Origin of the sequence: Christiangramia flava JLT2011 (assembly GCF_001951155.1) — a bacterium.
GTDB classification, from domain to species: Bacteria; Bacteroidota; Bacteroidia; order Flavobacteriales; family Flavobacteriaceae; genus Christiangramia; species Christiangramia flava.
The window spans coordinates 1,483,261-1,497,365 of the sequence record NZ_CP016359.1; the positions used below are offsets into that span (position 1 = coordinate 1,483,261).

Sequence of the window (14,105 nt, forward strand, 5' to 3'; positions counted from 1 at the left end):
CTATCCTTTTTTCAAATGATGTGCGAAAATAATGATTTTTAACAAAAGAGTAGGTTATAAAACGGTAAAATGATACTTCTATCCGTCGCATTCGCAAGGATAATTAATTGAAGCTTAATATTTTCGAAACGAAATTTTAAAAAGTATAATTCAAACCGATGATCAGGTTCCTGCCAGCAGCTGAAATTCCTGAAGAATAGGTGCGGTAACGCTGATCTGTAATATTTTCTAAGGATACCGTCGCCAACCAGTTACTGGTCATTTTATACTGCCCTGTCAGATTAAGCGTATACCAGGAAGGAGAATACGGATTTCCATTTGAATCTAAAGCATATAAATAAGGTTTGTCCTGTTCGCCGGGAGCAAGATCTTCAAAGTTAAACTGACCATTATATTCGGCAAAAAGATCAAATTTCAGCTTTCGTTTGTTCCAGATCAGGTGCGTATTCCCGAAAAGCGGTGCCGCATGTCGCAGCGGAACGTATTCCCCGCCTTCATCTTCTCTTCCGTAGGTATAACTGAATTGCGAAGTTAACCGAAGTGCCACTGAAAGATTGGCTTCCAGGCCGGTTTCGATCCCGTAAACATAAGCATGAGCAGCATTCTGAATGGCCTGCACGCGGCTTGGCTCTCCCTGATAATCAATTTCAGTCTCACCATTCAAACTATAATCCCTTCGAACCATGGCGTTATCGAGGTAGGTATAGTAACCCGTCAGATTCAGCCTGATAAAATCATTAAAATTAAGGTCTGCACCGATCTCGCCATTATAGGCATATTCTGGCTTTAGATCAGGGTTCGGCACAACTACCGATCCGGGTTCGGAATCAAAGATCTTCCCGATATCATCAATATTCGGTGCACGGAAAGCGGTTGACGCTCCAGCACGAAGCCTTAAGAAATCACTCTGCTTCCAGTTAATTCCGAGGCTTCCAGTTAGTGCTCCCGTAGAAATATCGGCGGTTTCGAATGGAAAATCATAAAACCGATCGTCAAAGCGCGTGTCTACCAAAATATGATTATATCGAAGTCCAGATTGCAATGACAGGTCTTCTCTTATGCGCCATTGATGGCCCAAATATACAGCTATGGATTGCCACTGTGATCCATCCGGATAGCGGCTTGCGGTTTCCCCGGTTTCATTAGTTTCAATATTTCTGAAACTTCCGTTAGAAGCCACATTATTCAAAACATATTCTAAGCCGTAGAAGAATTTAGAATTTGCCCATTCCTTCTCAAAATCAAGGTTAGCCGAATAAGCATCTACATTTTCTTCCGTAGAATAAAGAGTTGGTTTTCCAAAATCCCGATCGTTCCGGCTTTCGGCAAAAAACTGATACGCTCCCGTAAACTGTACTTTATCAAAAAAATCTGAAGTGCTGCGATGGTTGATATTGACATCTCCCAGGAACCATTTTTGAGGCCCGTAATACCACTCTGCTGCTCTCAGAATGCCATCACGCTTTCTGTATAAACGATCATACCTGGGAAAATCTGAAGTCTCCGAATAGATCAGCCCAAGGCTAAGATCCCAGTCATCAGCAGGCATGTATTTTACTTTCTGCAACAAATTAAGCTGATTGTATCCCGTTGGCTTCTGCACTTCCGGATCATCATTTTCAACCATCAGATCCTCTCCATTTTCCCGAATCGCATAATCAGGTCTTAGATAATCATCTGGTCCGTGACTTCCCATTTTCAGGTCGCCAAAATCGGAATAGGTCACTGCGGAAGTGAACGCCCAGTTTTCCCGACCAATATTTAGATCGGCATGAACGGTATTTTCATTATTGGCAGTGGCAAATCTGGTATAGATATTTCCCGAAAAACTGGTATTTCCATCAAAGCTGAAATTTGGCTGGAGGGTATAAAAGTTCATCACGCCACCAACGGCATCACTACCATACACAACAGATCCCGGCCCCAGAATAACCTCGGCTTTATCTAGGAACATCGGGTCTATGGAAATCACATTTTGAAGGTTCCCGCTTCTGAAAATGGCGGTATTCATACGAACGCCATCTACCGTTATGAGCAATCTATTGGTCGAGAATCCGCGGATCATCGGGCTTCCTCCACCCAGCTGACTTTTCTGCACATAAACCTGGCCGGTACTTTCCAAAAGATCGGCTGAAGTTTGCGGACTTGCTAGTTGCACTTCGGAAGGAGTAATGCTCACAATTTTTTGAGGCACCTCATCACGATCCAGTTTGAACCTGGAAACCGAAAGCACTACCTGGTCTAACTGATTATTATCAGCTTCCAGCAGCACCGTATTGTTCAGAATTTCCTTCTTCCGAAGATACAGGTCTTCATGACTGATGATGGAAAAGGTCAGCAATTCTTCCGAAGAAAACGAAGATAGATCGGCGATTCCAAGGGTGTCGGTAATTGCAGAAGTGGAGCGATCCTGATTGAAAATTGCCACATCGGCCAAGGGTTTCCTGGAATCGCTATCCAGAACTTTAACTTCCTGGGCAGAAAGTTTTATTAAACAGAAAAAGAACAACAGGAAAGCACCTATTCGCATTAGCTAAAGATTTCATTGAGAACGCTCAGCGATTTCGGTTTCCTAAAATTTTCAATATGCAATTCGTAATACAGCAACAGCATATTCAGGAAATCGTTACGCGAAGACTGGTTCAGTTTTAAGCCCTGCAAGGTAAAGAAATCTGCTTCCAGAAATTGCTTTAAAAGAGTTACATTTTTGCCTTCCACGCAATAATCGTTCGTGGGAATTGTTTGAAAAACTCCTTCCAGCAGGTCAAAAACAGGCAGGTCCTGCTCTGTTCTTTCCGGCAAAAATCCCAGGTAACGGCTTAGATTCAACAGGAAAAACAGGTGAAAATTGGCAAATTTAGAAGCCTGATCCAAAAAATGGAAACTGTTTTCCAGGTACTCGAATAATAGCGGATCTTCTTCTTCCTCGTGGATGGTGTTTTTCAGCATTTCTGCCAGGAACATGACCAGGCTGGATTTGATGGGATTCAGGTGCAGTTCCACATACATCTCGCGCACTTTCGCGTCCCTCAGATATTCCATTTTCCCCGTGTCACGATGATTGAAAACGATTTCCAGCCTGGTAAGCGGCTGAAACATAGAAGCCCGAAATTTACCTTTTTTAGACTTCAGCACGCCCTTCAGCATAAAGGTGCGAAGCCCGTGCGAAAGTGTGTAAATTTTCGCAATAAGATCGGCCTCTCCGTATTTCAGGGCGCTAACAACTATGGCATTGGTGGTGACGAGCATCGCTGGATTTGGCGTGAATTTATAAAAAAAGCCGCTCTTTCGAACGGCTTATCTTATTTTGAAAATCTGGAATTATACCAGACCCTGTGCAAGCATCGCATCGGCAACCTTTACGAAACCGGCTATGTTCGCACCTTTTACATAGTCTACATATCCGTCTTCACCAGTACCGTATTCCACACATTTTTCATGAATATCGTTCATGATCTCATGAAGTTTTTTATCCACTTCTTCGGAAGTCCAGCTGTATCTCAAAGAGTTCTGAGACATTTCAAGACCTGATGTTGCTACACCACCTGCATTTGAAGCTTTTCCTGGAGAAAACAAGATCTTGTTTTCATGGAAAACCTGTACCGCTTCCGGAGTACAAGGCATGTTCGCACCTTCACCCACACACATACATCCGTTCTTCACCAATGTTTTCGCGTCTTCTTCCTGCAGTTCGTTCTGAGTGGCACAAGGCAGGGCGATATCACATTTCTCGGCCCATGGAGTTTTTCCTTCATGGTATTTAGCTGAAGAATACTCCTCTAAGTATTCCTTAATTCTTCCACGCTTTTCGTTCTTCAATTCCATGATGAACTGGAGTTTTTCTTCAGTAATTCCATCAGCATCATAGATATACCCGCCAGAATCTGACATGGTCACCACTTTTGCTCCAAGCTGGATCGCTTTTTCAGCAGCAAACTGCGCAACATTACCAGAACCTGAAATGACCACTGTTTTACCTTCCAGTTTTTCACCTTTGGTCTTCAGCATGTTCTGAGCGAAATATACGTTACCGTAACCGGTAGCTTCAGGGCGCATTAAAGAACCTCCATAAGAACGACCTTTACCGGTCAAGATCCCGGTAAATTCATTCTGGATTCTTTTGTACTGTCCAAAAAGGTACCCAACTTCTCTACCTCCAACACCAATATCTCCCGCAGGCACATCGGTATCAGCACCAATATGGCGGTACAATTCGGTCATAAAGCTCTGGCAGAACTTCATCACTTCGTTATCTGACTTTCCTTTAGGATCAAAGTCAGATCCACCTTTACCACCTCCCATGGGAAGCGTGGTCAAACTGTTTTTGAAAACCTGCTCGAAAGCAAGGAATTTCAAAATACTAAGGTTAACCGATGGGTGGAATCTCAAACCACCTTTGTAAGGTCCAATCGCAGAGTTCATCTGGATTCGGAAACCACGGTTCACCTGGATGTTACCTTCGTCATCCAGCCACGACACACGGAACATCACCACTCTTTCTGGCTCTACCATGCGCTCCAGGAGCATTTTATTCTGGTATTTTTTATTTTTTTCGATAAAAGGAATGATCGTTTCTGCTACTTCATGAACAGCCTGCATAAATTCAGGCTCATTAGAGTTTCTTGCAGAAACCTTATCAAGGAAATTTTTGACATTTTTATCCATAACGACCGAAGCAATTAAATATTTATAAAAAATAGGTCTATTTTACCGTGCAAATATAGATATTCTTTAATGATTAAAAGTTTCATTTCACTTTTTCATATAAAATTAACTTTTAATCCTGAGGCCCGTTAGATACTAAGTTTGTCTAAAATTACGTTAATACAGATTTACTATATTTGCTGAACTCCAAGCCGGAAATCATGATACAAACCAGGGTAGTTTTTGTGATCTTGTTAGCACTCTTCTTCTGCCCGAAGAATTCGTTTTCCCAGATAGGTGTGGGCCAGGAAGTTGGAATTCTGGCGGGGCCTGCCGGCTTTTTTACTGATTATGGTGAGCGCTGGAACGTCAAGAATAACCTGGAAAATGGCGGTTTTGGAGTAGGTCTCGTATATTATATCAATTTCGCTTACCGCCCAAAATGCAGCTGCAAGGCTGATGAAAGCTGGTTTAGTCGCTACTTCAAGGTTCGCAGTGAAATTGATTATTTCCAATCCCGTCTCGAACATTTTGGTCCCGTTGCCGAAGCCGACAGTGAAGGCGGAAGGCAATTGCGTGCCATGCACGGGAAAACCCAGATTATACAATTTGGCGGTTCCCTGGAATACCATCCGCTCGGCATCAGGGAATTTCGGGATTTCGCAACACTTTTCGCTCCATATATAGGAGTTGGTGTGCACGCCGTGCACTTCAATCCTTCGGCTTATTCAGATCTTGGAGATTTTGACAGTCCGAAAGTGTTATTTTCCACCTTTGAAGGCGGTCTTAACCTGGAACGCGGGACCACTTTTGCCATTATCGGGAATGCCGGTGTTCGCTATCGAATTGGTCGAAACAGCGACCTGATGATCGAAGGTAAACTGCAGTATTATAACAGTGATTATATCGACGGGCTGGATGTGCAGGGGCCACAGAACAAATTCAACGATTTTGTAATGTGGGTGAACATGGGCTATATCTTCTACCTGAACTTTTAAAAAATTAATTCTTCGGAAGTCAGAATCCTGGCGCCCCTCCGAAGCATATCTGTTTTTGCCTTCTGGTAATTCTCAGCGTCTATCGCCCGAGTCGCATCTTCTAATAAACAAACTTCAAAACCTTCTGCCAGTGCATCCTTGATGCTGAAGTACACGCAGTAATCGGCAGCCAGACCGGCTACGTAAATTTCCGTCACCTTTTTATCCTTCAAATATCCTGAAAGGCCCGTAGATTTCAAATGGGCATTATCATAGAAGCCACTATAACTGTCAATTTTCGGGTTGGTTCCTTTTCTGAAGACCGCTTCAATTCGAGACTCCACAAGATCAGGATGGAAATTCGCCCCGTCAGAATCCTGAATACAGTGGTCTGGCCAAAGAACCTGGTCCAGACCCTCCAGCCTGATCGTTTCAAAAACCGAATGATCGGGATGCGAAGAGGCAAAACTCGCATGTCCTTCAGGGTGCCAGTCTTGTGTAGCTACCACGAGTTCAAATTTTTCCTGAATTTTGTTAATGACCGGGACGATCTCATCGCCTTCCTGCACCGCGAGGGCACCACCGGGCATAAAATCGTTCTGTACGTCTATTAATAATAGGCATTTCATGACAGTGACTGTTTGTAATTATGAATGAGTTTGTCGCGCTCCTGCCTTAGCGTCTCACTAATCCCGATCTTGTAAATATGCGGATTATTGAACCGTTTGTATTCTATTGGCAATTCCGAAAGTCGGCTCACACTGTACTCCGCGATCTGCGAAAGACTCCGGTGCTCCTGAAGGATCTTACCGTTTTCCATCACCTTATTCAGCAAGGCTTCCTGCCTGAATTCAGAAAGTTTCATGGATTTATAAGGTTCAAAAGGATGATACATTTCATCGATTCGGTCTTCATGGTACAAGCCAATCGCATCGGCTCCCACGCATTTTCCGCTGGCATCCTTAATTCGGAACACCTGTTTTTTATGCGGCAGCGTTACCTTAATGATGCTTTCTGAAATTTTTATACGGGGTTTCCCGTTAAACCAGGCCAGCTTATACACACCGTCCAGCGCGGCATCGGGATCGCCGGTGATCAGGTTCGTTCCCACACCAAAAATATCGATTGGCGCCTGCTGTTCCAGCAAACTTTTGATCACATACTCATCCAGCTGATTGGAAGCTGCAATCTTAACATATTCCAGTCCGGCATCATCCAGCAATTGCCGACTCTTCTTAGCCAGGTACGCCAGGTCACCGCTATCCAGGCGAATAGCCAGTAATTTCTGGCCCCGCGCCTCCATCTCCTTCGCCACTTTGATCGCATTGGGCACGCCACTTTTTAGGGTATTATAAGTATCTACCAGAAACACGCAGCCTTCCGGTCTACCCTGAGCAAAATCACGGAAAGCCTTCAGTTCATCGTCATAAGACTGAATAAACGAATGCGCCATGGTCCCACTCACCGGGATTTCGTAATTCCTACCAGCGATCACGTTACTCGTACCGTCAAAACCTCCTACCATTGCGGCCCGACTCCCGAAGTAAGCCCCGGTAGCCTGTGCGCGACGCATTCCAAAATCGAGGAGAATGCCGTCACCGGCCACCAGCCTGATTCGGCTGGCCTTTGTAGCGATCAAGGTTTCGTAATTCAGAATATTCAGGAGCAGCGTCTCGATGATCTGAGCTTCGATAATACTGGCTTCCACCTGAAGAATCGGCCGCGTGGGAAAGACCACATCACCTTCTTTACAGGAATAGATCGTTCCGCGGAAACGAAAATCTTTCAGGAATTTCAGAAAATCATCTGAAAACCCCTGGTCGCTTAAATATTCCAGGTCTTCTTTGGAAAAATGCAGGTCGCGGATGATCTCTAAAACCTCTTCGAGACCGGCAAAAACGGCAAATCCCCCGGAAAATGGCAAATCCCGGAAAAAATAATCGAAAACGGCTTTTTCCCGGTGCCGGCCCTGCTTAAAATATACCTCCGCCATCGCCAGTTGGTACTGATCGGTATAAGTAGCTGTAAAATTGTTCATGAAAACTTATTTGGTTGCCTCAGCATAACGGGTCATTTCGCGGTCATACACCTCAAGATCCTCCCTGCTGAATAACACAAATTTAATCCTTTTAATCTTTTCGGTTTCGGATAAATTTTCGGCCAGACTACGGAAGACCACTTTCACCGCCTCCCGAACAGGATAACCAAAAATTCCGGTGGAAATAGCCGGGAATCCTATAGATTTCAGCCCGTTTTCCTCACAAAGCTGCAAACTGTTCCGATAACAGGAAGCCAGCAATTCCGCTTCCGGGCTATCCTTTCCGTAAACCGGTCCAAGGCAGTGTACAACGAATTGGTTGGGCAATTGAAATGCTTTGGTGATCACCGCTTCCCCTGGTTTGATAGGCGCCAGGATCTTGCAGGCCTCATACAACTCCCTGCCCGCAGCCTGATGAATGGCTCCCGCCACTCCTCCGCCGGGAGCCAGTTGCGCGTTGGCCGCATTGACCACCACATCCAGATCTGGCTGCCGGGTAATATCCCCTTGGACGGTTTCGATCTTAACGGAATGCAGGACTATTTCCATACGAAAAAGGTACAGAGAAAATCCCAGAACAAAAACCCAGTTTTATACCTTCTTGTAGCTGGAATTGTATTCGGAAATCAGGTTCATAACCGCATTGACGAGATCTTTGGTCTCCAGCAGCAAATTGAAATACAAAGTGGTATTTTTTGGGCTGGATTCTTCAGTCCTGGTTCTTTTGACCTGTTTTTCAATTTTTTCGGAAAGTTTGGCCAGTACTTCTTCCTTGTGTTCAACGATCTTCTGGATCTGATCCAGTTTTCGGTTGGCAAAGATCTCTTCGATTTCCTTCAGAAAGTTTTCCAGCAAATCATCGATCTCCCTCAAATCAGTAATCTGGTTATACCGAAGCGGCTTGTGATTGTTATTTACGTGCTTATAGCTCTTTTTGGAAATGAACTCCAGGGATTGAGCAATATCTGTGAGATAAGCCAGAACAGTAATGTAAAAACTGCTTCCGCGAACACTGGTTTCGTCCAGGCTTTTGATAAAGAAAAAGATACTGTCCCGCAGTTCTTCTATTTCAGCATCCAGTTTTGCCACTCCTTTTTTAGACTTTTTCAGTTGTGCTTTATCCTGCTTGGCGAGGCCACGGAACACGTCGGAATAGATCTTGTTCGAGCGATGGATCACGCTTACGATATTATCTGCACTTTCTGAAATAATACCCTGTACGGTCTTGCTTTCTGATTTTTTCAACTTCATCGCACCCGCTTCCGGAGTGTATTTTTTCTTATAGGAAAGGTAATTCCGAACCAGCAGTCCCAGGGCGATGATCAATAAAAGAGCGATCGCAGCACCTTTTCCGAGGAAGATCAGGTAAGTGAGTGTTCCGGCAGCCACGAACGCACTGAAGGCAGTAAAAAACCATCCCCCGATCACGTTCAGTACACCGGCAACGCGGTACACGGCACTTTCTCTACCCCAGGCACGATCGGCCAGCGAAGTTCCCATGGCCACCATGAAGGTTACATAGGTAGTGGAAAGTGGCAATTTATAAGAGGTCGCAATGGAAATTAAAACTCCCGCTACGGTGAGATTGATCGAAGCACGAATCAGGTCGAACGCCGGTTTGTCCTCTTCTTTTAAAAATTCGGAATCCTTTTTCCTGAAACTCTGACTCATTTTTTGCCTTGCCGAAGCGGGCATGATACTTTTAAAGAATTCGAACAGGTTCGTACTTCCGCTTACGAGTGTACGGGAAACGAGGTTCGGATTGAATTTTTCGGAACCATGGCCCTGCCGGGACAAACCGATCTCGGTTTCGGCAACGCTGCGTGCTTTCTTGGAAAACCAAAGAGTAAGCACCATAATTCCTCCCGAAATAAACAGCAAAAACGGTTCAGCCGGTACGCTTTCCTGCAAGACATCCATGGAAAAATTCGCAGCCGGCACACCGGAAGCTACCCAGGCTTCATAAGAGTGATAGGCCGCCATTGGTACACCGATAAAATTTACCAGGTCATTCCCGGAAAATGCCAGCGCCAGTCCAAAAGTTCCTACCGCGATGACCAATACCAGAATGTTCTTTTTCAGAAATTTGGTCACTAAAAACGAAACGAGAAGCCAGAATAAGAAGCTGATCCCAAGAACCAGGTAGACCTGATTGGACAGCACGTCTTTAAAACTGTCGTAATAAGGTGTTCCTTTCAGTCCCTTAAAAAAGATGAAATAGCCGATTGCCGTAAGACAGAAAGCGCCAAAAACAGCACCGAAATTCTTCATTTTTTTCTCGTATTCAAAAGTGAATACCAGCCTGGAAAGAACCTGTACAATGGCTCCCACGCTAAAGGCGATGAGCACCGAAAGAAAGATCCCGGAAATGATTTCCGTCGCTTTATCAGTATTGATATAATTCAGTAAATGGGTAAAACTTTCGGTATCTGAAGCGCTGATCTTAATAAGTGCCATCACCACGGCTGCTCCCAGGAGCTCAAAAACAATGGAAACGGTAGTGGAAGTTGGCATTCCCAGCGTATTGAAAAAATCCAGCAGGAGAATATCAGTAATCATTACCGCCATGAAAATGATCATGATCTCGTCAAAATAAAATTCGCCGGGCATGAATATCCCTTTCCGCGCCACCTCCATCATTCCGCTGGAAAAGACTGCGCCCAGGAAAATACCGAGACTGGCTACGATCATAATGGTCTTGAACGAGATCGCTTTGGAACCGATTGCCGAATTCAGGAAATTCACTGCATCGTTGCTCACTCCTACCACCAGGTCGATCACTGCCAGCACCACGAGGGCGATCAAAATCATCAAATAAATTCCTTCCATATCCTTATAATCTACTGAAAATGAATTTCAAAAATCTATCAACTTTTAAAAGTGCGCGAATATACTCCAAAAGCTAGGGAATAAAAAGGGCCACCCTGAATAAAGGCGGCCCGCACACTTTTAGATCTATTGACAAAAACTAAAGATTGATTTCCAAGTGTGTAACAATGATGTTACAAATAAACACCCGTTACGCAAGAACAATATTACCCTTGTATTAAAAAAAGATTCAGAAGGAAACGAAATTGTTAAGTTTTTAGCAAAAACGGAAATCTACAGTCGAATCAGTTCTTTAGATCATCTGAAATGGATACCTGGTATTTCCCATTTTCGGCAGGCTTAAGCTTGGAACTTACCAGCTCGATGCTATGCCCGGTTTTGATCCATGGAATTTCTTCCGAAGAACTGGCCGCATCATAACCCGTGAACCAGGCGAAATCAATTTCCTGGTTATAGGAGGTCACCTTTAAAGAATAAGTTTCTCCACTCTTCTCCCATTCGATAAGGTATTCACTGTCGTTCGGGATTTGCTGGGCATGTTTGATATTGGCATCATCAGAAACATAAATACTTTCCATATTACCGGGTTCGAACCAGAGGTACGCATTGTCCCATTTCTGTTTTTTGCTGGTATCTACGAGTGCGGCAGGGTCACAGCTCTGGAAGAATCCTGCAAAAGCCAGGGCAATTAGAAATACAAAAGTTTTGGAAAAAGTGTGTTGTGGGGCTTGGGCACCTTTAGGGTTGGTGCGTTGGGGTATTGTCATTTGTTTTGTTTTCGATCGTAGGCAAGACCGAAGGTAATTTTGGGGTGACCCGAAAATATTCAGACAATTCCTACTTGCCAAATTCCGAAGCAAATTCTAACAATTTTTAAGAACCTCTTAAAGATTATATCGATAAACTGCAAAAAGCAAAGATAAAAGCTGAAATGATGAAGCCGTGTAAGAAAAATAACTGTCAGAAAACAGAAAAGCCACCTCGAACGAGATGGCTTTTTGCTCCTCAGGTTGGGCTCGAACCAACGACCCTCTGATTAACAGTCAGATGCTCTAACCAACTGAGCTACTGAGGAAGGTTTTGCTTTAAAAGCGGTTGCAAATATAAGTCAATTTTTAAATGCTGTCAAAAGAATTTTTCAATTTTTTAATTAAAAATTCCTGAGTCCCGAATTGCCCGGTAGATATCATTTCCGTTAGCATATAATACTAAGGCAATTAGGATGAAGAAGCCTACCATTTGTGCTACTTCCATAAACTTGTCATTCGGTTTTCTTCCGGTCACCATTTCATAAATCAGGAACATCACGTGCCCTCCGTCGAGTGCCGGAATGGGCAAAATGTTCATAAAAGCCAGGATTATGGAGATGAGAGCGGTGGTATTCCAGAAGCCGTACCAGTTCCAGGTATCTGGGAAAAGCCCACCAATGGCACCAAAACCTCCTAATTGGGTGGCTCCTTTTTTGGTGAAGACATATTGAAACTGGGCCACATAATCCCTTAAAGTCCAGTAACCATATTTAAAACCTTCAGAAATGCTTTCTGAAAAACCGTATTTCTTTCGTTCGATCTTGATATCGCTGAGCGGTGCAATTCCCAATTTCCCGTCATCATCCGGTGTAAGCTTTTTGCTCAGGATTTTTCCGTCGCGTTTAAAAACCACCTCGATCTCTTTTTCCTTATTATTGGTCGCGATCGGCGCCACATCATGCCAGTAACCAATTTCTTCATTATTCAGGGAAATGATGCTATCCCCTTTTTGGAGTCCGGCTTTTCCCGCTGCCATATCGGCTACAACCGTATCCAGCACGGGGTGCTGAATGGGCACAAACGGCTGCATGATCCCGGCATCCCACATTTGTGTTCCAATATCTTCTGGGATATCGATGGTTTGCTCTTCCCCGTCCTGGTGCAGCACGGTAATACTGTTCACGTCACGCATGAACAAATATTTATTGATGTCAAGGCTATTCTGAAATTCCTCGCCGTTCAGCTTCAAAATTCGATCGCCATCCTGAAACCCGTATTCTTTAAAACTGTCGTTTACCGCAAAACCTTCTGGCATTTGTTCCGGACCAATAAAAGCGGTTCCCCAAACAAAAATGATCATCATATAGATGAGGAAACCCAATACCAGGTTCACCGTAACTCCACCCAGCATAATGATCAATCGCTGCCAGGCCGGCTTACTGCGAAATTCCCATTCTTTGGGTTCCTGTGCCATCTGTTCCTTATCCATGCTTTCATCGATCATTCCGGATATCTTCACGTAACCTCCCAGCGGAAGCCACCCGATCCCGTAAACGGTTTCACCGATCTTTTTCTTGAAAAGGGCAAATTTCACATCAAAGAACAGGAAGAACTTTTCCACCCTGGTCTTGAACAATTTGGCAGGTATAAAGTGTCCCAACTCGTGTAAAACAATCAGCAGGGATAAACTGAGGATTAATTGTATCGCTTTAACTATAAATGGATCCATCTATCAACTTCAAAATTAAAATCGCACAAAAGTAAGTTTTTATATCCGCCTAGAAAAAATTAAAATTTCAAGGCTAAGAGACTGATTTTAAATTTTGAGCTCGTTCTTCGGGAAATTGAAGTCCAGCCCTTAACTTTGCAGAAAATTGTTGACCGATGCTGAAGTTTTTTGCCCGCTACAAGACATTTGCCATTGTTTTCACCATTCTTTCAGCCATCATTGTCTTCTTTATTTATAAGCTGAAGGTTCCAGATGAACGCCTCCCCGTTTACCAGCCCGATATGGTTTCTAAAGAACTTGTAGATTCTACCGTTCAGTACGTTCGGAAATATCATAAAATAGCCGATTTTAAACTGGTAAACCAGAATGGCGACACCATTACCCAGGATACTTACAAAGGAAAGATCTACGTGGCCGATTTCTTTTTTACCACCTGCCTGACCATTTGCCCGATCATGACCGATCACATGGTGAAAATCCAGGAAAAAACCCTGGACGACCCCATGGTCCAACTCCTGTCTCATACGGTCTTCCCGGTGACAGACAGTGTACCGGTTCTGAAAAAATATGCTTTGGAAAAAGGTGTGGTCGATTCCAAATGGAACCTGGTTACCGGAGATAAGAAACAGATTTATGAACTAGCCCGAAAATCGTACCTCGCAACCAAGACCAAAGGCGATGGCGGCAAGTACGACATGATCCACACTGAAAATTTTGTGCTGGTAGATCCAGATAAACGCATTCGCGGGTTTTATGACGGGACTGATCCTGAAGCCATCGACAAACTGCTCCACGACATCGAGGTTCTTGAAAAAGAATATCGCAGCTAGGTACTTTTTAGGCCTTTAACTTTTGTATTGCTTCAAATTCCATTACTTTTGCCTTGTTTAAATTCAATCTAAATAAAGTGAAGGTGACTGTTGCGAATCTGAAAAGGGGACAACGCGCGATAATCAAGGATTTTTCCGTAGACATGATCCCGCTCAAACTTTTGGAAATGGGCTGCCTTCCTGGAAATGAAGTAGAACTGGTTCAAACCGCGCCGTTCCAGGACCCGATGTACCTCAACATCAACGGGAGTCACCTGGCGATTCGCAAGGAAACCGCTCTGCTTATAGAAATTGAGATAATAGGCTAGT

Annotated in this window: 12 protein-coding genes and 1 tRNA gene; 3 read left to right on the top strand and 10 right to left on the bottom strand. The window is 44.0% G+C overall.

Going from position 1 to position 14,105, the window contains the following annotated elements; translation table 11 throughout:
• Positions 1-136: 136 nt before the first annotated feature.
• The 3 genes from GRFL_RS06320 to gdhA all read right to left on the bottom strand — a co-directional run bounded on the left by GRFL_RS06320 (position 137) and on the right by gdhA (position 4,665).
• A complete protein-coding gene (locus GRFL_RS06320; protein WP_083643810.1) occupies positions 137-2,530 on the bottom strand; it encodes a TonB-dependent receptor plug domain-containing protein in 2,394 nt (797 codons plus the stop codon).
• Complete coding sequence (gene recO, locus GRFL_RS06325) at positions 2,530-3,249, bottom strand: DNA repair protein RecO (protein ID WP_083643811.1); 720 nt, start codon at positions 3,247-3,249, stop codon at positions 2,530-2,532. Before recO ends, GRFL_RS06320 begins: the two co-directional genes overlap by 1 nt.
• 72 nt (positions 3,250-3,321) lie before the next feature.
• Complete coding sequence (gene gdhA / locus GRFL_RS06330) at positions 3,322-4,665, bottom strand: NADP-specific glutamate dehydrogenase (RefSeq protein ID WP_083643812.1); 1,344 nt, start codon at positions 4,663-4,665, stop codon at positions 3,322-3,324.
• 200 nt (positions 4,666-4,865) lie between these two features.
• On the opposite strand from gdhA, the gene GRFL_RS06335 reads away from it, so the two are divergent.
• Entirely contained in the window at positions 4,866-5,642 is a 777-nt protein-coding gene (locus tag GRFL_RS06335) for a THC0290_0291 family protein (protein ID WP_083643813.1), read from the top strand.
• On the opposite strand, the gene pncA is transcribed toward GRFL_RS06335, so the two are convergent.
• The 7 genes from pncA to rseP form a co-directional block, all read right to left on the bottom strand.
• Positions 5,639-6,250 carry a bifunctional nicotinamidase/pyrazinamidase gene (gene pncA, locus GRFL_RS06340; protein WP_083643814.1) on the bottom strand — a complete coding sequence of 204 codons (612 nt, stop codon included), beginning with the start codon at positions 6,248-6,250 and terminating at the stop codon, positions 5,639-5,641. The two genes, GRFL_RS06335 and pncA, sit on opposite strands and share 4 nt — an antisense overlap.
• Positions 6,247-7,659 carry a nicotinate phosphoribosyltransferase gene (locus GRFL_RS06345; protein ID WP_083643815.1) on the bottom strand — a complete coding sequence of 471 codons (1,413 nt, stop codon included), beginning with the start codon at positions 7,657-7,659 and terminating at the stop codon, positions 6,247-6,249. Before GRFL_RS06345 ends, pncA begins: the two co-directional genes overlap by 4 nt.
• 6 nt (positions 7,660-7,665) lie before the next feature.
• On the bottom strand, positions 7,666-8,208 hold the full coding sequence (locus GRFL_RS06350) for a macro domain-containing protein (RefSeq protein ID WP_083643816.1): 543 nt from the start codon (positions 8,206-8,208) through the stop codon (positions 7,666-7,668).
• A gap of 42 nt (positions 8,209-8,250) precedes the next feature.
• On the bottom strand, positions 8,251-10,488 hold the full coding sequence (locus GRFL_RS06355) for an inorganic phosphate transporter (RefSeq protein WP_083643817.1): 2,238 nt from the start codon (positions 10,486-10,488) through the stop codon (positions 8,251-8,253).
• 284 nt (positions 10,489-10,772) lie between these two features.
• Positions 10,773-11,255, bottom strand: a complete 483-nt coding sequence (locus GRFL_RS06360; RefSeq protein ID WP_083643818.1) for a hypothetical protein — start codon at positions 11,253-11,255, stop codon at positions 10,773-10,775.
• Positions 11,256-11,489: 234 nt separating this feature from the next.
• A tRNA-Asn gene (locus GRFL_RS06365) sits at positions 11,490-11,563 on the bottom strand.
• 71 nt (positions 11,564-11,634) lie between these two features.
• A complete protein-coding gene (gene rseP / locus GRFL_RS06370; protein ID WP_083643819.1) occupies positions 11,635-12,966 on the bottom strand; it encodes an RIP metalloprotease RseP in 1,332 nt (443 codons plus the stop codon).
• Between the two features lie 155 nt (positions 12,967-13,121).
• Between rseP and GRFL_RS06375 the strand changes: the two genes are divergently transcribed.
• Both GRFL_RS06375 and GRFL_RS06380 read left to right on the top strand, forming a co-directional pair.
• On the top strand, positions 13,122-13,796 hold the full coding sequence (locus GRFL_RS06375; RefSeq protein ID WP_083643820.1) for an SCO family protein: 675 nt from the start codon (positions 13,122-13,124) through the stop codon (positions 13,794-13,796).
• Positions 13,797-13,873: 77 nt separating this feature from the next.
• Positions 13,874-14,104, top strand: coding sequence for a FeoA family protein (locus tag GRFL_RS06380; protein WP_083645985.1), 231 nt, complete (start codon positions 13,874-13,876; stop codon positions 14,102-14,104).
• Position 14,105: the final 1 nt, after the last annotated feature.